Annotated in this window: 23 protein-coding genes; 13 read left to right on the forward strand and 10 right to left on the reverse strand. The window is 54.1% G+C overall.

The window, feature by feature from the left end:
• Positions 1 to 35: 35 nt before the first annotated feature.
• Genes hslV through ACFIO0_RS17405 form a run of 4 tightly spaced genes read left to right on the forward strand, consistent with a single transcriptional unit; the run spans position 36 to position 4,251 of the window.
• Positions 36 to 593, forward strand: coding sequence for an ATP-dependent protease subunit HslV (hslV, locus tag ACFIO0_RS17390; protein WP_390911656.1), 558 nt, complete (start codon positions 36 to 38; stop codon positions 591 to 593).
• Positions 590 to 1,897, forward strand: coding sequence for an ATP-dependent protease ATPase subunit HslU (gene hslU / locus ACFIO0_RS17395; RefSeq protein ID WP_390911657.1), 1,308 nt, complete (start codon positions 590 to 592; stop codon positions 1,895 to 1,897). The genes hslV and hslU overlap by 4 nt, the downstream gene beginning before the upstream one ends.
• A 59-nt stretch (positions 1,898 to 1,956) precedes the next feature.
• The gene (locus tag ACFIO0_RS17400; RefSeq protein ID WP_390911658.1) at positions 1,957 to 3,039 is read left to right on the forward strand and encodes an alpha/beta fold hydrolase; all 1,083 of its coding nucleotides are present in this window, start codon (positions 1,957 to 1,959) and stop codon (positions 3,037 to 3,039) included.
• Positions 3,040 to 4,251: an MFS transporter gene (locus ACFIO0_RS17405; protein WP_390911659.1), complete on the forward strand. Its 1,212-nt coding sequence runs from the start codon at positions 3,040 to 3,042 to the stop codon at positions 4,249 to 4,251.
• Here the strand turns inward: ACFIO0_RS17405 and ACFIO0_RS17410 are convergent.
• From ACFIO0_RS17410 to ACFIO0_RS17420, 3 genes are read right to left on the reverse strand one after another with little or no spacing between them, the layout of a single operon-like run.
• Positions 4,248 to 4,844: a Smr/MutS family protein gene (locus ACFIO0_RS17410; protein ID WP_390911660.1), complete on the reverse strand. Its 597-nt coding sequence runs from the start codon at positions 4,842 to 4,844 to the stop codon at positions 4,248 to 4,250. The genes ACFIO0_RS17405 and ACFIO0_RS17410 overlap by 4 nt on opposite strands.
• Positions 4,841 to 5,830, reverse strand: coding sequence for an MltA domain-containing protein (locus ACFIO0_RS17415; protein WP_390911661.1), 990 nt, complete (start codon positions 5,828 to 5,830; stop codon positions 4,841 to 4,843). The genes ACFIO0_RS17410 and ACFIO0_RS17415 overlap by 4 nt, the downstream gene beginning before the upstream one ends.
• Before the next feature lie 41 nt (positions 5,831 to 5,871).
• Complete coding sequence (locus tag ACFIO0_RS17420) at positions 5,872 to 6,531, reverse strand: Tim44/TimA family putative adaptor protein (RefSeq protein ID WP_390911662.1); 660 nt, start codon at positions 6,529 to 6,531, stop codon at positions 5,872 to 5,874.
• 106 nt (positions 6,532 to 6,637) lie between these two features.
• On the opposite strand from ACFIO0_RS17420, the gene ACFIO0_RS17425 reads away from it, so the two are divergent.
• Both ACFIO0_RS17425 and secB read left to right on the forward strand, forming a co-directional pair.
• Positions 6,638 to 7,135: an FxsA family protein gene (locus tag ACFIO0_RS17425; protein ID WP_390911663.1), complete on the forward strand. Its 498-nt coding sequence runs from the start codon at positions 6,638 to 6,640 to the stop codon at positions 7,133 to 7,135.
• A gap of 60 nt (positions 7,136 to 7,195) precedes the next feature.
• A complete protein-coding gene (gene secB, locus ACFIO0_RS17430; protein WP_390911664.1) occupies positions 7,196 to 7,678 on the forward strand; it encodes a protein-export chaperone SecB in 483 nt (160 codons plus the stop codon).
• A gap of 3 nt (positions 7,679 to 7,681) precedes the next feature.
• Here secB and dnaQ read toward each other — a convergent pair whose 3' ends face one another.
• Genes dnaQ through ACFIO0_RS17450 form a run of 4 tightly spaced genes read right to left on the reverse strand, consistent with a single transcriptional unit; the run spans position 7,682 to position 10,368 of the window.
• Positions 7,682 to 8,368, reverse strand: coding sequence for a DNA polymerase III subunit epsilon (gene dnaQ, locus ACFIO0_RS17435; protein WP_390911665.1), 687 nt, complete (start codon positions 8,366 to 8,368; stop codon positions 7,682 to 7,684).
• Positions 8,361 to 8,951 (reverse strand): dephospho-CoA kinase, encoded by a 591-nt coding sequence (gene coaE / locus ACFIO0_RS17440; protein WP_390911666.1) that lies wholly within the window; start codon positions 8,949 to 8,951, stop codon positions 8,361 to 8,363. The genes dnaQ and coaE overlap by 8 nt, the downstream gene beginning before the upstream one ends.
• Positions 8,951 to 9,778, reverse strand: coding sequence for a shikimate dehydrogenase (locus tag ACFIO0_RS17445; protein ID WP_390911667.1), 828 nt, complete (start codon positions 9,776 to 9,778; stop codon positions 8,951 to 8,953). The genes coaE and ACFIO0_RS17445 overlap by 1 nt, the downstream gene beginning before the upstream one ends.
• Positions 9,775 to 10,368: a Maf family nucleotide pyrophosphatase gene (locus ACFIO0_RS17450; protein WP_390911668.1), complete on the reverse strand. Its 594-nt coding sequence runs from the start codon at positions 10,366 to 10,368 to the stop codon at positions 9,775 to 9,777. Before ACFIO0_RS17450 ends, ACFIO0_RS17445 begins: the two co-directional genes overlap by 4 nt.
• A 405-nt stretch (positions 10,369 to 10,773) precedes the next feature.
• On the opposite strand from ACFIO0_RS17450, the gene ACFIO0_RS17455 reads away from it, so the two are divergent.
• From ACFIO0_RS17455 to ACFIO0_RS17485, 7 genes are all read left to right on the forward strand, one after another.
• Positions 10,774 to 11,223, forward strand: coding sequence for a CopD family protein (locus ACFIO0_RS17455; RefSeq protein ID WP_390911669.1), 450 nt, complete (start codon positions 10,774 to 10,776; stop codon positions 11,221 to 11,223).
• A gap of 128 nt (positions 11,224 to 11,351) precedes the next feature.
• Complete coding sequence (rho, locus tag ACFIO0_RS17460; protein ID WP_390911670.1) at positions 11,352 to 12,683, forward strand: transcription termination factor Rho; 1,332 nt, start codon at positions 11,352 to 11,354, stop codon at positions 12,681 to 12,683.
• Between the two features lie 30 nt (positions 12,684 to 12,713).
• Complete coding sequence (gene mnmE, locus ACFIO0_RS17465; protein ID WP_390911671.1) at positions 12,714 to 13,991, forward strand: tRNA uridine-5-carboxymethylaminomethyl(34) synthesis GTPase MnmE; 1,278 nt, start codon at positions 12,714 to 12,716, stop codon at positions 13,989 to 13,991.
• A gap of 13 nt (positions 13,992 to 14,004) precedes the next feature.
• The gene (gene mnmG / locus ACFIO0_RS17470; RefSeq protein ID WP_390911672.1) at positions 14,005 to 15,864 is read left to right on the forward strand and encodes a tRNA uridine-5-carboxymethylaminomethyl(34) synthesis enzyme MnmG; all 1,860 of its coding nucleotides are present in this window, start codon (positions 14,005 to 14,007) and stop codon (positions 15,862 to 15,864) included.
• Positions 15,861 to 16,475, forward strand: a complete 615-nt coding sequence (rsmG, locus tag ACFIO0_RS17475) for a 16S rRNA (guanine(527)-N(7))-methyltransferase RsmG (RefSeq protein WP_390911673.1) — start codon at positions 15,861 to 15,863, stop codon at positions 16,473 to 16,475. The genes mnmG and rsmG overlap by 4 nt, the downstream gene beginning before the upstream one ends.
• Positions 16,468 to 17,265, forward strand: a complete 798-nt coding sequence (locus ACFIO0_RS17480) for an AAA family ATPase (RefSeq protein WP_390911674.1) — start codon at positions 16,468 to 16,470, stop codon at positions 17,263 to 17,265. The genes rsmG and ACFIO0_RS17480 overlap by 8 nt, the downstream gene beginning before the upstream one ends.
• 24 nt (positions 17,266 to 17,289) lie before the next feature.
• A complete protein-coding gene (locus tag ACFIO0_RS17485; RefSeq protein ID WP_390911675.1) occupies positions 17,290 to 18,195 on the forward strand; it encodes a ParB/RepB/Spo0J family partition protein in 906 nt (301 codons plus the stop codon).
• Here ACFIO0_RS17485 and hemW read toward each other — a convergent pair.
• From hemW to rph, 3 genes are read right to left on the reverse strand one after another with little or no spacing between them, the layout of a single operon-like run.
• A complete protein-coding gene (gene hemW / locus ACFIO0_RS17490) occupies positions 18,192 to 19,349 on the reverse strand; it encodes a radical SAM family heme chaperone HemW (RefSeq protein ID WP_390911676.1) in 1,158 nt (385 codons plus the stop codon). The two genes, ACFIO0_RS17485 and hemW, sit on opposite strands and share 4 nt — an antisense overlap.
• Positions 19,342 to 19,953, reverse strand: a complete 612-nt coding sequence (gene rdgB / locus ACFIO0_RS17495; RefSeq protein WP_390911677.1) for an RdgB/HAM1 family non-canonical purine NTP pyrophosphatase — start codon at positions 19,951 to 19,953, stop codon at positions 19,342 to 19,344. Before rdgB ends, hemW begins: the two co-directional genes overlap by 8 nt.
• Entirely contained in the window at positions 19,950 to 20,663 is a 714-nt protein-coding gene (gene rph, locus ACFIO0_RS17500; RefSeq protein WP_390911678.1) for a ribonuclease PH, read from the reverse strand. Before rph ends, rdgB begins: the two co-directional genes overlap by 4 nt.
• Positions 20,664 to 20,733 lie beyond the last annotated feature (70 nt).

The raw sequence follows: 20,733 nt of genomic DNA on the forward strand, positions 1-20,733 counted from the left end.
CATATAGATTGCCAAGCCCTATCAGGAGACTCCACATGGCACGCGACGAATTCCCCGGCTGGCACGGCACCACAATCATCGGCGTCAAAAAGGACGGCGAGGTCGTGATTGCAGGCGACGGTCAAGTGTCGCTTGGTCAAACCGTGATCAAAGGCACCGCGCGCAAGGTGCGGCGTTTGTCACCCGGCGGCTTTGACGTGGTTTGTGGATTTGCCGGATCCACCGCAGATGCGTTTACCTTGCTCGAACGACTTGAGGCCAAGCTAGAAGCGACACCAGGTCAGTTGGCCCGCGCCTCAGTTGAGCTAGCCAAGGACTGGCGCACCGACAAATACCTCCAGAAACTAGAGGCGATGTTGATCGTAACCGACGGCACCGAACTGCTGGTGATCACTGGGGCAGGGGATGTTCTAGAACCTGAACACAACGTGGCAGCGATTGGATCGGGCGGTAACTTTGCTCTCGCGGCGGCCCGTGGCATGATGGACAGCGACCGCAACGCCGAAGCAATTGCGCGCGACGCCATGGCGATCGCCGCTGACATTTGCGTCTACACCAACGGAAAACTGACAGTGGAAAGCATCAAAGCATGACCGATCTGACGCCTCGCGAAATCGTATCCGAACTGGACCGTTTTATCATCGGTCAGAACGACGCCAAACGCGCTGTTGCGGTAGCCATGCGCAACCGCTGGCGCCGTCAACAACTGGGCGATGATCTGCGCGACGAAGTGTACCCAAAGAACATCCTGATGATCGGGCCCACCGGTGTTGGTAAAACCGAAATCAGCCGTCGCTTGGCAAAGCTGGCTAAGGCGCCGTTCCTAAAGGTTGAGGCGACCAAGTTCACCGAGGTCGGTTACGTCGGTCGTGACGTCGAGCAAATCATCCGCGATCTGGTCGACAGCGCCATTGCGATGACCCGTGAAAACATGCGCGACGACGTCAAAGCCAAGGCCCGTCACGCCGCCGAAGAACGTGTGATCGATGCCATCGCCGGGTCCGAAGCCCGCGCCGGCACCCGCGACATGTTTCGCAAAAAACTGAACTCGGGCGCACTGGACGACACCGAGATCGAGCTGGAGGTCGCCGACACATCCAGCCCGTTCCCGACCATGGACATTCCGGGCCAGCCGGGTGGTGGCATGGGCATGATGAACCTTGGTGATATTTTTGGCAAAGCCATGGGCGGGCGCACCACGCGGCGCAAGCTCAAGGTCTCAGACAGCTACGAAGTTCTGATCGGCGAAGAGGCCGACAAATTGCTGGACGATGAAACCGTGACACGCGCCGCGGTTGAGGCGGTCGAGCAAAACGGCATCGTTTTTCTGGACGAGATCGACAAAGTTTGTGCGCGTTCTGATGCCCGTGGTGGTGACGTTAGTCGCGAAGGTGTGCAGCGCGATTTGCTGCCCTTGATCGAAGGCACCACCGTCAGCACCAAACACGGCACCGTGAAAACGGACCATATTTTGTTCATCGCTTCGGGTGCTTTTCACATCGCTAAACCGTCTGATTTGCTGCCAGAATTGCAAGGTCGCCTGCCGATCCGTGTTGAATTGCGCGCCCTGACCGAAGAGGATTTTGTGCGCATCCTGACCGAAACCGACAACGCGCTGACCCGTCAATACACAGCGTTGATGGGCACCGAACAAGTCACCGTTTCGTTCGAAGACGACGGGATCAAGGCACTTGCCAAAATCGCCGCCGACGTGAACCAAAGCATCGAAAACATTGGCGCGCGGCGTTTGTACACCGTGATGGAACGCGTGTTCGAGGAACTGTCTTTTGGTGCACCGGACCGCGCCGGTGAAAAAGTCGTGGTGAATGCCGGCTTTGTTGAGGCGAACCTCGGCGAATTGACGCGCTCCACCGATCTTAGCCGCTACGTTCTTTGACTGGTCACACCGGATTTGCTGCGGTAAGTCTGGGACAGGGTAGCAGCAGTAGGTTCAAGATGCGTTGGTTCATCATAGGTGCGTTGATTATTGCTGGTGGGTGTTCGAACCGTACTGACGCACCGGTTTTGCCTAGGGCGTTGAACATCGGCGACAACCAAACCGTCTTTGTTGGCACCACGCGCAAACTAGATGAAACCGGTGTTTACGGGATTGGCAGATCAAGGGATTTGCAACTGCTAGAGCTGGAAATTTCGATCCCGCCGAAACGCACTTTGGGTTCGATTTCAGATGGCTTCGACAAGCCTAATCCAACCAAAGATTTTGTCATCGCCGCGCAAAACCGCTTTGCAAAACCGCGTGATTTTCAAACAGCTTTGCGCCAGTCTTATGATGCGCAGCGCGAAGTCACCGTTTTTGTGCATGGCTACAATTACAGCTTTTCGGATTCGTCATTCAGGCTTGCTCAGCTCGCTCATGATCTGGAATTGCCCAGCACGATGGTGTCCTATTCATGGCCCAGCCGTGGGCACGTTTTGGGGTATGAATACGATTCAGACAGCGCTTTGTTCGCCCGTGACGGCCTGCAAGAATTGCTGCAAACCGTCAAAGCCAGCGGCGCAAGCAGTATCGTTTTGGTGGCCCACTCGATGGGTGGAAACCTCGCGATGGAAACGCTGCGCCAGATGGAAATCAAGGAACCGGGATGGTCTGCGGAAAACCTGTCCAGCGTCGTTCTGATCTCGCCGGACATCAACGTGGATGTGTTTTTATCACAAGCCCGAGCGTTCAAGAAACTGCCAGAACCGTTCATCGTTTTCAAATCCCGCGCAGACAAGGCGCTAAAGTTTTCGGCCCGATTGCGGTGGGAAGAAGCACGACTTGGCTCGGTCGAGGACATTTCCGAATTCGCGCATTTGCCAATCGAATTTGTCGATGTGACCGCCTTTACCGATGCCGGTGGCGGCAATCATTTCACTGCCGGCAGTTCGCCTGCATTGATCGCTTTGCTAAAATCAGCGGGTCGACTTGATCGCCAATTCCTTTCTGGTGAAACGGGGTCAGCCGGGCTTTTGCCAGGGCGCAAACGTGTCTTGCGAAATGCCACCCAGATTATTGTATCACCGGGCAGCGATCGCTAAATGCGCACCACACATTTTCTGACGTCAAACGCGCCGTGGCTTGCCGCAGGTGGATCATTGACCTTGCTGTCATCGTTTGGACAGACGTTTTTCATCTCGATTTTCGCGGCTGAAATCCAATCCGAATTTTTGCTGAGCCACGGTGAATGGGGCGGAATTTACGCAATCGGCACAACTGCATCTGCAGCAGTTATGGTCTGGGCAGGGGGCCTGACGGATATGTTTCGCGTGCGAAACATTGGGTCAGTGATACTGGCACTATTGGCGGTGGCCTGTTTGGCAATGGCCCTCAACCCATACGTATGGGCACTACCAGTCGTTATCTTTTGTTTGCGCATCACCGGCCAAGGCATGACCAGCCACATCGCAGTTGTCGCCATGGCACGCTGGTTTGTGGCGGCGCGGGGCAAGGCGCTGTCGATTGCGACGTTGGGCTTTTCCGTGGGCGAGGCGGTGTTGCCGTTCATCTTTGTCGCGCTGTTAACGATGATGGATTGGCGCTGGTTGTGGGTAATCGCAGCTGCGGTGGCATTCGCTGGAATCCCGATACTGATCGCATTGCTGAAACGCGAACGTACCCCGCAATCCATGGCCAGCGAAAACGCATCGCTCGGAATGAACGCCCGCCACTGGGGCCGGATAGAGGCACTGCGCCACCCGTTGTTCTGGTTCATGGTGCCCGCCATTTTGGGCCCATCCGCGTTCAACACCGCGTTCTTTTTCCATCAGGTGTATTTTGCCGAACTCAAGGGATGGGAGCACCTGACTTTGGTGTCGATGTTCCCTGTCTACACGACCGTTTCAATCGCCGCGATGATCGCGTCGGGCTGGGCGCTTGATAAATTTGGCACGCCGCGATTGATCCCGTTTTTCCAGCTGCCCATGGTCGCCGCATTCCTGTGTTTTGCCTATGCGCAATCCATCGCGCTGACCGTCGTCGGGTTCGTGATGTTGGGGTTGACGTCAGGTGCGAATTCGACGCTGCCTTCGGCGTTTTGGGCAGAATTCTACGGCACGCGCTACATCGGTTCGATCAAGGCGCTGGCAGCCGCGTTCATGGTTCTAGGATCCGCAATCGGGCCGGGGCTGACGGGATTGTTAATCGACCAAGGTTTGGGTCTCGAGACGCAGTTCATCGGGGTCGCCGCGTTCTTTATCTTCACCTCGATCCTGATCTGGATCGGGGTGCGCCGCTATGCCCGCGATCTTTAGCGCGGCTTGCGCAGGTAGACGTAGTAGGCTCCGCCACCGCCGTGCTTCAGATGCGCTTGGGTCACTTGCAAAATGGCAGAGGACAGCGGCGGCATCGACATCCATTGCGGGACTTGGTGGCGCAAAACGCCGAACCGCACAGGAATCGGGCCACCGTCGTCGCGCGCTTTGCCCTTGCCCGTGATCACCAGCACCAGCCGTTTGCCATTGGCTTGGGCCGACAGAATAAATTGCATCAGGGCAGGGTGCGCGCGATCCAGCGTCATGCCGTGCAGATCAATGCGTCCTTCGGGTTTCAGCTTGCCCCGTTTCATCTGATCAAACGACTTGCGGTCCATTTGGACTGTGGCCGTGCGGACTTGGTCAGCGATGGCCGGAATCAGATGTGCGCGGGCAGTGGGTTTCGCAGGTTTGGCGCCCAGTTTTCCCTGCGGCACTGACAGGGTGTCGATCATTTTGCGGCGCTTGGGGGCGGGCACGAACTGTGGTTCGATGTCCAACGCGGCAGGGCGCGTGCCCATTTCAAGCCGTTCGGTTTGCGCCGCGACCTGTTTCCATAACTCGATTTCGTCAGGTCGTAATTTTCGGCTCACAGCGCACCTTCGGGTAGCAGGGCAAACGCACGTTGGATCGGCATCAAAACCAGCATGCGGCCGGGATCACGCAAACGACCTGCGGCGCGACCTGCCTTGTCGCCGGTGCCAAAAAACACATCAGCACGTTGCGCACCTTTGATCGCTGATCCGGTGTCTTGGGCAATCATCAAACGGCGCAGGGGCTTTTTACCATCTTTTTCGATCCAGACGGGCGAACCAAGACGCACGTAAGACGGATCAACCGCAACGCTGCGCATAGTCGTGATTGATCTGTTCATCGCGCCAAGCGGACCCTTGTGTGCTGGCACCTGATCGACGCTGCGAAAGAAAACGTACGACGGATTGTGGAACAGCAGTTCGCGACCCTGAATTGGATTGCGGCGCACCCAGTTTTTGATCACTTGCGCGCTGACTTGATGGGGTTTGTAGACCTTGCGGCGGACCAGTTCGGCCCCAAGGGATCGGTAGGTGTGACCGTTCGCGCCTGAATAACCAACGCGCAGGAAACTACCGTCGGGCAGGCGGATGCGCCCCGATCCCTGGATCTGCAAAAAGAACAGTTCAACCGGATCATCGACCCACGCGATTTCCAGCCCGCGCCCCGTCATGACGTCGGTGCTAAGGATGTCGCGGCGGGTCAACCACGGGCGGATTTTGCGGGCCTCGGGTGGCATTGCGTAAACCGGATAGCGGTAGCGCGCCGTCTTTACGCGCGAGCCGTCAAGTTCCGGTTCGAAGTACCCTGTGAACATTGCATCATTGCCGTCATCAATCATGACCGGGCGAAACAGAAGTTCGAAAAACGCGCGCCCGTCTGTGGCTTGGGTCGCGTAGGCGCACAAAGACCCCCAATCGGGGTCTTTCATGTCGCGGCAGGTGTTTTGGAAAACCGTTAATGCGGCATCGTGATCGTCGTCCGCCCAGCCGTCTAACTGGTCAAAGGACAGCACCTGATAGCTCACTTCGGCTTTTGCTGGTGTCATTGTTAAAAACCCCGCAGCAAAGACCCAAGTGAGCGCGCCTTTTACGCGTCTGTAGAAACAAGCAGCCAATTTGGATCATCCGAACCCATGATGCGCGCAAACGACCACGTGTCTTTTTGTTTCTTGACGTCTGTCAGCGATCCTTCAACGATATCGCCGCCTTTGTCGCGCACAGCTGATGTCAGTTCGGCGACAAAGCGGATCGTGATTTCGGCCTCGTTTGTGTCTTTGTCCAGCGTCGCATTTGACAGGCGCATTTCACGCACACCGATAAAGTTCGCTTCGATTGTCAGCCCTTGGTCTTCGCGCGCGGCAACACCGTCCACAAAGCTTTCGTAGATTTCTTCGGACAGGAAGGGTTGGATTTCGGCCAGATCGCCGTTTTCATACCCCATCACGATCATCTCGTAGGCACCGCGGGCCCCACCGATGAAATCACCAACACCAAAGGATGGCTCAAGACGTTTCATGCCAGCCAGCGCGTCTGCGGAATCGCTGCCTTCGTCCACGTGATCGGTGATGTCCAGATCGGGGCCACCTTCGATGACCTCTAGGTCAGGGCGACCACGGCGTTCAGACGGTTGGGTCTGGACCTCGGGCTGTTCAAACCCTTCACGGGTGCCCAGCACGCTTTTGAGGCGCAGGATCAGGAAAACGGCAATACCGGCCAAAACCAAAAGCTGGATCAGGGGTGAATTCATAAAAAGCCTCGATATGGGTAAAACATGGAAACGGATCGTTGTTGCCCTTATGTAGGGTGTGACCCCCTACAAGTCCACTGTAGGGAACGTGAAAGGACCGATCCACATGTGGCTTTTGTTTGCTTTTATCGGCGTACCGCTGATTGAAATTACGCTGTTCATCCAAGTTGGCGGGGCCATTGGGCTGTGGCCAACGTTATTGGTGGTGATTGTGACCGCGTTTTTGGGCACCTATCTGGTTCGCTCGCAGGGGCGCAGCGCGATGGCGAACCTGCAATCTTCGTTTTCGGATTTGAACGACCCGACAGAGCCGTTGGCCCATGGGGCGATGATCTTGTTCGCCGGTGCGTTGCTGCTGACGCCGGGGTTTTTCACCGATGCCGTTGGCTTTGCGCTGATGGTGCCACAGTTTCGCACGGCGGCGTTCAACTATTTGCGCAAACGGGTGAACGTGCAATCGTTTTCCATGGGCGGTGGCATGGGTGCCAATATGGGTGGTCAGCGTCGCCCCCAGAATGATCCAAACGTCATCGACGGCGAATTCGAAGAGGTCAAAGAACCACACGATGGCCCGTCTCTGCCGTCTAATGGGACAAAGCATTGAGGCCCACCCGCCAAGGTGTTAGAGCGGTAAAAACGCCGATATTTCCGCAGGAGTAAGAAAATGGCCGAGAACGAAGCACAACAAGCCCAGCCGCAAATGCGCATCTTGGGTCAATTCATCCGCGACATGTCGTTTGAAAACATCATGGCACAAAAAGGCGCGCCAACGGATTCACAACCGGACGTACAAGTTCAGGTGAATTTGGACGCCAAAAAGCGCGGTGGCGACAACAACCAGTTTGAATCATCGATCAAATTGAACATCACGTCCAAAGCCAAAGAAGGCGACGCGACGCTGTTCGTTATGGAAATCGATTATGTCGGCATTTTCCACATCGAAGGCGTGCCAGAAGACCAGATGCACCCGTTCTTGTTGATCGAATGCCCGCGCATGATTTTCCCGTTCCTGCGCCGCGTTGTGTCTGACGTGACACGCGACGGTGGCTTTCCTCCGCTGAACTTGGAAAACATCGATTTCATCGCGTTGTACCGCAACGAGATCGCGCGCCGTCAGGCCGAAAACGAATCCGCAGGCACGGCCTAAGGTCTAGGTTTTGCGCCAAAGCGGGGCACCGCCCAATTCTTTGGTGATATAAGCGTCATGCGCGGCGGTCTCTGCCGCGCTAATCCGGGAATTCAGAGGTGTGGAGCGCGGTTTTGGTGTCCACACATCGCCCGATGCACCCGATCCCGATTGCGCCGATGTGTTCAGCCCAAAGTCAGGCTGCCGCCCGCCGATCAATTCCAGATACACCTCTGCCAGAATTTCACTATCCAGCAAGGCACCGTGCAAATCGCGTTCTGTTGTGATCCCGAAACGACGGCAAAGCGCGTCTAGCGAAGCCGGAGAACCGGGGAATTTCTTGCGCGCGATAAGCAGCGTATCAAGCGCCTGTTCCATCGGAATTTGCGGCAGGTTCATCCATTTAAGTTCGGCATTCAGGAACTTCATGTCGAACGACGCGTTGTGAATGATCAGTTTGGAATCTTGAATGAAATCAAGGAAGGACTGACCGACTTGTGCAAATTTTGGTTTGTCGCGCAGGAAATCGTCGCCCAGCCCGTGCACCTGAAAGGCTTCGTCCGGCATGCCGCGTTCGGGATTGATGTATTTGTGGAACGTTTTGCCAGTGGCGACGTGGCCTTGCAATTCAATCGCGCCGATTTCAACGATGCGGTCGCCGGAAAACGGGTCAAACCCAGTGGTTTCGGTATCAAGAACGATTTCACGCATCTGCAATTCCTTGGCGGATAGAGTTTACGATTTCTGCGACCTGCGCGCGGGCGTGTTCAGGGGTATCTGTGACGATAACATAGTCTGCACGGTCGCGTTTTTCGTCGGCGGGCAATTGTTTGGCACGGATCGCCTCGAACTGTTCTTGGGTCATGATGCCGCGTTCCATCACCCGTTTTTCTTGGGTCTGCGCGTCAATCCAAACGCAGGCAACCGCGTTCATGTTTACCTGACCACCGGTTTCAAACAGCAGCGGGATGTCGAAAACCACGATGTCCGATGTGACCTTGGCCATGAAATCAGCGCGGTCCTGACCTAGCAAAGGGTGCACAACCCCTTCGATCTTTTTCAGCAACGTCGGGTCATTCATGATTGCCTCGCGCAGGTGGTCGCGCGAAATTTCGTCATTCACTACGGCCGCGGGGATCATGGCGCGCATAGGTTCAATCGCCAGCCCGCCTTTGCCGTACATCCGGTGCACGGCGGCGTCGGCGTCGTACACGTCGCACCCCAGATCGCCGAACATCTGCGCCGTCGTGGATTTTCCCATCCCGATTGAACCTGTCAGGCCAAGCTTGAACATCAGCGCAGGGCCGCAGCACGGGTAGCGCTGTCAACGACGGGGCGTTTGCCGAACCAACGCTCGAACGCCGGGACCGCTTGGTGCAGCAACATCCCCAAACCGTCGACGGTGATGCAGCCCCGTTGTTCGGCGACTTTTATCAGTTGCGTTTGCAACGGCGTGTAAACCAGATCGGTGACAATCGACCCTTTGCGCAGACCATCCAGCGGCACGCGCAGGTCTTGTTTTCCGATCATGCCAAGCGATGTGGTGTTCACGGTCAGCACGGCTTCTTCAAGGATGTTGCCGGCTTGCACCCAATCGACCACCTGAACGCGGTGACCAAAGTCGGCGGCCAGTTTTTCAGCGCGCACACGGGTCCGGTTGGTCAGCAAGATTTCAGGCACACCGGCATCTAACAGCGAGGCAACAACGGCGCGCGATGCACCGCCAGCCCCAAGAACCGCGGCAGCCCCCGCCTTTGGGTTCCACATCGGCGCGCCGGCCTTGAGGTTTTCAAGAAAACCGTAGCCATCGGTGTTGTCCGCGTGAATTTTGCCATCCTTGCGAAAGATTAGCGTGTTGGCAGCACCGATCAGCGTGGCGCGGTCTGTGACCAGATCGGCAATTTCAAGGATCGTTTCTTTGTGCGGGATCGTGACGTTGACGCCAACAAACCCCATTTGCGGCAGCGTTGTCAGAACTTGGCGCAGGTCGGCGTTTGACACATCCATCGGGATGTAAAACCCCTGCAGTCCATAGGTTTTAAGCCAATGTTTGTGCAGCTGAGGCGACTTTGAATGGGCAATCGGCGATCCGATCACACCGGCCAGTGGAATTTTATTCATGAGTCAATCTCACCTCTGAGAGTTAGAAACGCCAGCAGTTCCAAAAGTGGCATACCGAGGACGTTAAAGTAATCCCCTTCGATGCTGTGAAACAGGCGCACGCCTTCTTCTTCTAGTTTGTACCCACCGACGCTGTGGCGGATGCTGTCCCAGTTTCGGGTCACGTAGTCTTGGATGTAGCTGTCTGACGCTTGGCGCATGCGCAGGCGGACTTGGCCGACGTGACGCCAGATCGGTTTGCCCTCGTTATAGATGACTGCGGCGGACAATAGTGAGTGTCGTTCGCCGCGCATGGATTTGATTTGGCTGATTGCCTGATCCGGGCTGTCTGGTTTGGACAGCAGCGCGCCTTGGAAATCAAGCACCTGATCACAGCCCAAAACCATGGCATCCGGGTGTTTGGACGCGACCTTGCGGGCTTTGGATTCTGCCAGCGCATCTGCAATATCACGGGGGCTGGCACCCTCGGCCAAAAGCGATTCCTTAATCATTTTTTCATCAACACGTGCGATTTCTATGTTGAACGGAACACCAGCATTGCGCAGCAGTTGCGCGCGGATTTCAGAACCTGATGCTAGAATGAGTGGCATAACTATGTGGATAAACCCGTGACAAAATTAAGCGTTTGTTAAGGAACTGTTCTGAATAATGGCGGGCCGTATGGCAAGGGGGTTAAACGAACATGCCTCACTGCACTTGTGTCAATTTCGCCCTCTTGGGGTAAGGATAACGTTGCTGCTGAGGACAAACATCATGTCCCAGAGTTTTGCACAGGTTTATCGCGAATGAGATTTGTTGTTTTCAGATATCCTTTTGTTATTAAATAATAATTTCTGAAATCGACAGTTATCCACACAAGCAGGTGTAGATTTTTCCCTGTGTGGATAAGCCCCTGAACAACCCATTAATCCACAGGAATCGGCGTCCCTACTTAATCATCATCCTTTTCTCTATATATATTTATTATATAGGAAGGTCAGAGCAGGGAGCGCGAGATGACAGACCTACTGGCCATTGCCTATCCTTGGATCAAGTCGATCCATATCATTTCCGTGATCTCGTGGATGGCTGGTATTTTTTACCTTCCACGTCTGTTTGTCCATCATTCTGAGAAAGTACAGCTGAGCGGTGAAACCCACGATCTGTTCTGCATGATGGAGATGAAGCTGCTGAAAGTGATCATGAACCCGGCCATGATCTCGACATGGATCTTTGGCTTGCTGTTGGTGGCGACACCAGGGATCGTAGATTGGTCGGACGTGTGGCCATGGCTCAAGGCGATCAGCGTGATTGCCATGACGGTGTTTCACATGTGGCTTGGCGGACAACGCAAACGGTTTGTTGCCGGCGCGGGTGTCCTTGAAGGGCGGCGTTACCGGATCATGAACGAAGTGCCGACAGTGTTGATGTTCGTCATCGTGATCTCGGTGGTTGTGAAGTTCTGAAAACGTTGACTCGCGGCAGGTTTACTCTTATCTGAGCGGCAACGCCCCATTCGGGGATCGTGTAAAGCGAACATTGATAAAGTAGCACCAGCGCATGAAACCCATGCGGGCTGGCGATAGGTATTCCCATGACAGATGATGTAAACACAGACGTATCCGCAGAAACGACGCAGGATGTGGCCACAGATGGTCCGGTTGAAAAGCTAAACCTTGCGGACCTGAAAAAGCAAAGCCCGAAGGCCCTGTTGTCCATGGCCGAAGAGCTCGAGATCGAGAACGCCTCGACCATGCGCAAAGGCGAGATGATGTTCCAGATCTTGCGTGAACGGGCAGACGAAGGTTGGGAAATCTCTGGTGATGGCGTGTTGGAAGTCTTGCAAGACGGCTTTGGTTTTCTGCGCTCGCCTGAGGCAAACTACCTGCCGGGCCCGGATGACATTTACGTGTCGCCCGACCTGATCCGCCACCATTCGCTGCGCACCGGTGATACCATCGACGGTGTGATCAAAGCGCCGGATGACAACGAACGTTATTTTGCCCTGACGCTGACGACCAAGATCAACTTTGAGGATCCGATCAAAGCCAAGCACAAAGTTGCCTTTGAAAACCTGACCCCGCTGTATCCGGACGAACGTTTGAACATGGAAACGGCTGATCCAACAACCAAGGATCGCTCTGCCCGGATCATTGATCTGGTGGCACCCATCGGCAAAGGCCAACGGTCGTTGATCGTGGCGCCGCCGCGCACCGGTAAAACGGTTCTGTTGCAAAACATCGCCAATAGCATCGAACAAAACCACCCTGAGTGTTACCTGATCGTGCTGTTGATCGACGAGCGGCCAGAAGAAGTCACCGACATGCAACGCTCTGTTAAAGGCGAGGTGGTATCATCCACATTTGATGAACCTGCGACGCGCCACGTGGCGGTGTCGGAAATGGTCATCGAAAAGGCCAAACGCCTTGTTGAACACAAACGCGACGTGGTGATCCTGTTGGATTCCATCACACGCCTTGGGCGCGCGTTTAACACGGTTGTGCCATCCTCAGGTAAGGTTCTGACCGGTGGTGTCGATGCGAACGCCTTACAGCGCCCAAAACGCTTCTTTGGGGCCGCGCGTAACATCGAAGAGGGTGGATCGCTGACGATCATCGCGACGGCCCTGATCGATACGGGTTCGCGTATGGACGAAGTCATCTTTGAAGAATTCAAAGGCACCGGTAACTCTGAAATTGTTCTTGATCGCAAGATTGCAGACAAACGCGTGTTCCCGGCGATGGACATCTTGAAATCCGGTACCCGCAAAGAAGAACTGCTGGTCGACAAAGTCGATCTGCAGAAAACCTTTGTGCTGCGTCGTATTTTGAACCCGATGGGCACCACAGATGCGATTGAATTCCTGATTTCCAAGCTGAAACAGACCAAGACCAACTCGGACTTCTTTGATTCAATGAACACGTAACTTATTGTTCAATAACAATGGGTTAAGCTTATGGAAACGATTTTTGCCCTCGCCAGTGCCCAAGGCCGTGCTGGTGTATCCGTTGTTCGGTTGTCTGGTCCAGACGCGCATGTCGTGTTGGGTGGGCTGATCAATAATATGCCTGCGGATCGCGTGGCTGGTTTGCGCGAAATCCGCGATCCCACAGGTGAATTGCTGGATCAGGCATTGGTGCTGCGGTTCGACGCGCCGCATAGCTTCACTGGCGAAAACGTTGTTGAACTGCATTTGCATGGCAGTATTGCCGTGGTCCAGTCCGTGCTGCGGACTTTGGGCGACAACCCTCGAATGCGGCTTGCGGAGCCTGGCGAATTCACGCGGCGTGCGCTGGAAAATGGCAAAATGGACCTCGCGCAGGTTGAGGGTTTGGCGGACCTGATCGAATCCGAAACCGAAGCACAACGCAAGCAAGCGGTGCGCGTGGTTTCAGGCGAACTTGGGAAACTGGTCGAAGGGTGGCGTAGTTCGCTAATCCGCGCCGCCGCCCTGATGGAAGCCACAATTGATTTTGCCGACGAAGATGTTCCAATCGACGTGTCGCCAGAAGTCATGGCGTTGCTTGTTCAAGTCAAGTCAGAGTTGCAGGGGGAAATTGCGGGCAGTCGTGTCGCAGAGCGCATTCGTCTTGGTTTTGAAGTTGCCATTGTCGGACGACCCAATGCTGGGAAATCAACTTTGTTAAACGCGTTTGCGGGCCGGGATGCGGCGATAACGTCTGATGTCGCTGGAACCACGCGCGATGTGATCGAAGTTCGGATGGACCTAAATGGCCTTCCGGTCACAATTTTGGATACTGCCGGTCTGCGCAAAGGGCTGGACAAGGTTGAGGCGCTAGGAATTTCGCGTGCAGTGTCGCGCGCCGAGGACGCGGATCTTCGCATTTTCCTAACAGATGACGTTACGAACCTGCCGTTGACGCCCGTGAGGGATGATATCATCGTGTCACCGAAAGCTGATCAAACCGGTGTTGGTGTTTCTGGTTTGACAGGTCAGGGCGTGTCAGAACTGCTGGATCAGGTGCAAAATATCTTAGGAAACCGGTCCTCGCAGGCTGGTCTTGCTACGCATGAGCGGCACAGAACCGCCATGCAATCGACTTTGGCCGCCCTTGATGTTGTGCTGCCCCTTGTCGAATACGGTCCAGAGCATTACGACATAGCAGCTGAAGAATTACGATCGGCCATTCATGCATTAGAAGCGTTGGTAGGTCGAATTGACGTTGAAAACCTGCTGGATGAAATCTTCGCCAGCTTTTGTTTAGGTAAATGATGGAGTGTTTCACGTGAAACATTTTGATGTACTTGTCATTGGTGGCGGCCACGCTGGCACAGAAGCTGCGCATGCTGCGGCTCGCATTGGTGCGCAGACTGGCCTGATCACGATGACCCGCGATGGAATCGGCGTGATGTCGTGCAATCCGGCGATTGGTGGATTGGGCAAAGGGCATCTTGTTCGTGAAATTGACGCTTTGGATGGTGTTATGGGGCGCGTCGCCGATGCTGCGGGAATCCAATTTCGTTTGCTAAATCGCCGTAAAGGCCCCGCTGTACAGGGACCTCGAGCCCAGGCAGACCGCAAGATCTATCGCCAAACTATGCTTCAATTAACTGAATCTCGGGAAAATCTGGAAATCATCGTTGGTGAAGCGGTGGATTTCATGATGAAAGGGGACCGCGTTGTTGGGGTCATTTTGGATGATGGGTCCGAAGTTCTAGCGAAAACGGTGATCCTGACCACAGGTACGTTTCTGCGTGGCGTAATTCACATCGGAGACGTCGCACGTTCCGGCGGGCGGATGGGTGACAAAGCGTCTGTAAAGCTCGCCGATCGGATAGATTCTTTTGGTCTCCCGCTAGGGCGCCTCAAGACCGGTACACCGCCGCGTTTGGATGGACGTACGATTAAATGGGACTTGCTTGAAAGCCAGAAGGGTGACGACGAACCGACTCTTTTCTCCTTTATGTCCAAGGGCATAAAAGCCCGACAAGTTTCTTGTGGCATGACATATACCAACGAGAAGACCCACGACATCATCCGCGAAAATCTGGCAAAATCAGCTATGTACGGCGGTCACATTGACGGTGTTGGGCCACGGTACTGCCCTTCTATCGAGGATAAAGTGGTCCGTTTTGAAGATAAGACATCGCATCTGGTGTTTCTTGAGCCTGAAGGCTTGGATGATCACACGGTTTATCCGAACGGCATTTCAACGTCTTTGCCTGAATCAGTGCAGCACGACTATGTGACATCGATTTTTGGACTTGAAGACGTCAAAATTTTGCAACCGGGTTACGCGATTGAGTATGACTACGTGGATCCGCGCGTTTTGGACATGACACTGGCGTTGCCAAATGTTCCAGGTTTGTATCTTGCGGGACAGATCAATGGCACGACGGGATATGAAGAGGCGGCGGCACAGGGTATGGTTGCAGGGCTGAACGCTGGGTTGGCGGCTCTTGGTCGTCGTTCTGTGGAATTTGGTCGTGGTCAAAGTTACATTGGCGTCATGATTGACGACTTAACGACGCGTGGTGTGTCAGAGCCTTATAGAATGTTCACATCCCGTGCTGAATTCCGCCTTTCGCTTCGTGCTGACAATGCGGATCAACGCCTTACGCCCTTAGGGATTGAGTTGGGTGGAGTTTCTGAGGATCGAAAAAGATCGTTCGGTGACAAGATGGAACGTCTAAAAGTGGGTCATTCCGCTGTTTCACGTGAAACATATACGCCAAAAACCATTAAGAACGCGGGAATTGAAATTAACCAAGATGGAACGCGTCGCACACCTTATCAATTGTTGGCGTTTCCAAATGTCGTTTTTGATGATGTAGTGATTTTGCAATCGGATCTGGCTGATTTGGATATAGAAACAAGGGTACAACTGTCCCGTGAGGCGCTGTACGCCAACTACATAGCGCGCCAACAGAAGGAAATTGACCGTCTTGCAAAAGATGAAGCCCACAAAATTCCTCCATCATTCGACTATTCTGGGCTGGAAGGGCTGTCGAATGAGTTAACGACAAAGCTAAACACGGTGAAACCTTACACGCTTGCCCAGGCCGGGCGCATTGACGGGATGACGCCTGCTGCGTTGGCTCTAATTTTGGGAAAAATTCGCCAAATGGCTAAGAAATCGGCATGATGGTTCCGTCGTGGATTAAGGTTGATGTTTCACGTGAAACATTAGAGCGCTTAGAAATCTATGTTTCTCTAATCGAAAAGTGGAACCCGCGGATCAATTTGGTCTCAAAAACCAGCCTCGAAAACGTTTGGGATCGCCATATTTGGGACTCTGCGCAAGTTTTCGACGTTGAAAAGCCCAAAGGCACCTGGGTAGACTTGGGAAGTGGTGGGGGGCTACCGGCAATTGTGCTGAGTATATTGGCCAAGCAAGATTCTCCGGAAACCCTTGTTCATATGGTTGAAAGCGATCAACGAAAATGTGCATTTCTGCGTACAGCGGTTCGTGAGCTTGAGTTGAACGCAAAAGTTTCCGCTGATCGTATCGAAAGCATGCCCTCGTTAGGCGCTGATGTTGTTAGTGCGCGGGCCTTGACTGATTTGAACGGGTTGCTGGAATACGCTCAGATGCACTGCGCGCCGGATGGTGTTGCAATATTCCTCAAAGGCGAAACCTGGAAAAAAGAAGTGTTGTCGGCACAAGAAAACTGGTCATTTGAATACGAAGAACATAAAAGTCAGACAAACCCCGGTGCTGTCATCTTAAAGATCAAGGAAATTGCCCGTGTCTGACCCTTCCCGTCCCAAAGGTCCGAAAATTATCGCGGTTGCCAACCAAAAGGGTGGCGTTGGCAAAACGACTACGACGATAAATTTGGCGGCGGCTTTGGCAGAGCTTGGCCGCAAGGTGCTGATTGTCGATCTTGATCCTCAGGGCAACGCCTCAACTGGTGTCGGGATCAATCTTGAAGATCGTGAATACACAACATACGAATTACTGCTCGAGGATGTTGATCTGGATGACGTAATTCAATCAACTGACCTTGAAAACCTGTCCATCGTTCCTGCAACTGTCGATCTGAGTTCAGCGGATATCGATTTGATTTCAAATGAAAAACGCAGCTTTCTGTTGCATGATGCGCTTAGGCAAACACAAATGGACGTGTTTGGGTTTGACTATGTGCTGATCGACTGCCCGCCGTCACTGAACCTGCTGACTGTTAACGCAATGATTGCGTCGCACTCTGTTTTGGTTCCGCTGCAAAGCGAATTTTTCGCGCTAGAAGGCCTGTCCCAGCTGATGATGACAATCCGAGAGGTGCGTCAAGGTGGAAACAAAGACTTGCGGATCGAAGGCGTTGTTTTGACAATGTACGATCAGCGCAACAATTTGTCCCAGCAGGTAGAGCAGGATGCCCGTGATAATTTGGGTGAATTGGTGTTTAAGACAATGATTCCGCGGAATGTCCGCGTGAGTGAAGCACCATCCTTTGCTATGCCGGTTCTGACGTATGATTCAGCATCCAAAGGGGCCAAGGCGTATCGCGCGCTGGCCAAAGAAGTTCTGAACAGAAACACTTGAGTGATTTAGAAAGCGAGGCATCCAATGGCACCGAAAAAAGACAAGAAACGTGGCTTGGGTCGTGGACTATCTGCCTTGATGGCGGATGTTGCTGAGACTGAAACAGTCGCGCAAACAGGTGTGGCAGGCGCGGAACGCTTTGTTCCGATTGAACAAATCACCCCCAATCCTGACCAACCTCGCAAGCTGTTCAACCAATCGCATTTGGATGATCTTGCATCTTCGATCAAGGAAAAGGGCGTCATTCAGCCTCTGATCGTTCGAGAAACCGGGCATAACGCCTACGAAATTGTTGCAGGCGAACGTCGCTGGCGGGCGTCCCAGATAGCGAATTTGCACGAGCTGCCCGTGATTGTGCGCGACTTTACGGATACCGAAGTTCTCGAAGTTGCCATTATTGAGAACATTCAGCGTGCAGATCTGAACCCGATCGAAGAGGCCGCTGGCTATCGGCAGTTGATGGACAAGTTCGGGCACACTCAAGAGAAAATGGCCGAAGCATTGGGCAAAAGCCGCAGTCACATTGCAAATCTTTTGCGTTTACTGAATTTGCCTGCCGATGTCGTTGATATGGTGCGCAACGGTGACATCAGCGCGGGTCATGCGCGTGCGCTGATCACGGCCAGTAACCCGTCTGAACTGGCAAAACTTGTGATCAAGGATGGGCTAAGCGTACGCGCGACCGAAGCCTTGGTTAAGCGTGAACAGGACGGTCGGTCTGACAACAATATCTTTGGGGATGGGAAAAAACCGTCGACAAGGTCTGACAAAGACGCTGACACGAAGGCGTTAGAGGGCGATCTATCGGCGGGATTGGGCATGAAAGTGGTTTTGAACCACAAGAATGGCGCTGAATCCGGTCAAATGGTTATTGCCTACAACACGTTGGATGACTTGGATGAACTGTGTCGGAAGTTGGGTGGCCTTTAAGCCTCCAGCAGCTTGCGCAAAACGCCGTTTAAAACCATAAAGCCTTGATCTAAAACGGTTAATTGATCGGCCTTCATCGAAATGAGGTTTAGTTCGGTCAGTTCCTGTACCGCATTTTGATCCAATGGTTTTCCGGCAAGTGTTTCGTATCGCTTGATCGATACGCCCTCCTTGAGGCGCAAACCCATCAAAAGTAGTTCGCTTGCTTGATCTTCAGGGCTCAGCAACTGGCGGGGTTTTTCCGACGCGCCTGTCATAGCCTGATCCAACCACTTTTTCGGGTTGCTGTACGCCTCTGTCGCGGTGCGCTGGCCGTTCAATGTTAGACGCCCATGCGCGCCAGGACCGATTCCGACGTAATCGCCGTACCGCCAATAAATCAGGTTGTGCCGCGATTGCGCACCATCGCGCGCATGGTTTGATACTTCGTAGGCGAGCATCCCTGCGGCCCCACAAATATCCTGCGTAATCTCGTACATATCGGCGCCCAGATCATCGTTCGGTAATCCGGCAAGCCCGCCTGCGTTGTATCGATCCCCAAATGCGGTGCCTTGTTCGATCGTCAGTTGATACAGCGAAAGATGGTCTATTGCAATGTTTAGAGCCTGTTTCAGCTCATTCTTCCAATCTGACAGCGACTGGTTTTGGCGACCGTAAATCAAATCGAAACTGACGCGTTCAAATGTGCCTCGCGCAATATCGAATGCTGCGCGTGCCTCTGACGCGGTGTGAATACGCCCCAAACGACGCAAGTCATCATCATTCAACGCCTGCACACCCATCGAAATTCGATTTACGCCAGCGTCACGGAAGGCAACAAAACGTCCTGCTTCGACTGATCCGGGATTGGCCTCGAGCGTGATTTCCATGTCATTCGCAGTGGGCCAGTGGGATTTGATCGCGGCGATGATGTCGCCGACGACGTCGGGTTCCATCAAGCTGGGCGTGCCGCCGCCGAAAAAGACGGAATGCAGAACGCGCCCTTTGGTCTGGGACGCGACGCGTTCCAATTCGCGCAAATACGCAATGCGCCATTCGTTGTGATCGATTTGGCGGGAAACATGGCTGTTAAAATCGCAGTAGGGGCATTTGGCGGCGCAAAACGGCCAGTGAACATACAAACCGAAGCCGCCGTTTTGCCAGTCTTCAGCCAAAACAACCTGCAATCAGTTTTTTGAAGGCATCAGCGCGATGGCTGATCTCGTTTTTGGCGTCATGGGTCATTTCGGCAAAGGTAATATCATGGCCGAGCGGCTGGAACATCGGATCATAACCATGACCTTGCTGACCGCGCATTGGCCAGACCAACGTGCCTTCGACTTTGCCCTCGAAAACCTCATCGTGTCCGTCGGGCCATGCGAGGACCAAAGTCGAACAAAACCGCGCGGTGCGAGGCTGCGGCGCGTTTCGTTCTTGCAGCAGATTGTGCGTCTTGGTCATCGCCATGACAAAATCACGACCGTTCGGCGTTTCGGCCCAATCAGCGGTGTAAACGCCAGGGGCGCCATCAAGTCCGTCCACCATGATCCCGGAATCGTCGGACAAAGCGGGCAGGCCAGTTGCCTTGACCGCCGCGTGCGCTTTAATCCGCGCGTTGCCGACAAACGTGGTTTCGGTTTCCTCGGGCTCGTCCAATTTCATTTCTGCTGCACCGACAACCGACACGTTGAAAGGGGCGAAAAGTTCGCCCATTTCTTCCAGTTTTCCAGCGTTGTGCGTGGCAATCAGAATGCGGTTTTCGGTGAATTTGCGGCTCATGCTGTGGCGGCTTTTGCGGCCTCAACCAATTCGCTGACGCCTTTTTCTGCCAAATCCATCAGTTCGTTCATTTGCCCGCGGGAAAATACGGAACCTTCAGCGCTCATCTGGACCTCGATCAGCTTTTTAGAACCGGTCATGATAAAGTTACCGTCAACGCCGGCCTCGGAATCCTCTGGGTAATCCAGATCAAGCACGGGCTGGCCCGCGTAGATGCCACAGCTGACGGCCGCGACCGGATCAACCAGAGGATCGGAAATAACATCGCCGGCTTTCATCAATTTGTTCACGGCCAAACGTAGCGCGATCCAACCGCCAGTGATTGACGCACAACGCGTGCCGCCGTCTGCTTGCAACACATCGCAATCAACAGTGATCTGACGTTCACCCAAAGCAACGCGATCAACACCAGCGCGCAAAGACCGCCCGATGAGACGCTGAATTTCGACGGTACGACCGCCTTGCTTGCCAGATGCTGCCTCGCGACGCATCCGCGTGTTTGTGGCGCGTGGCAACATGCCGTACTCTGCCGTGACCCAGCCAAGGCCGGACCCTTTGATGAACGGTGGCACGCGGTCTTCGATTGTCGCGGTGCACAACACGTGCGTGTCGCCCATTTTGATCAGGGCGGACCCTTCGGCGTGTTTGGTAAAGCCAGTTTCAATCGAAACTTCGCGCATTTGGTCTAGGGCACGTCCTGAAGGTCGCATGGGATATCCTTTTTAGGTTCAAACGTGGGATACCGCCCATAGCCGCATTGATGCAACCCTGATTGACCTT

The sequence above is a fragment of the Pseudosulfitobacter sp. SM2401 genome, assembly GCF_042932805.1.
Lineage (GTDB): Bacteria > Pseudomonadota > Alphaproteobacteria > Rhodobacterales > Rhodobacteraceae > Ascidiaceihabitans.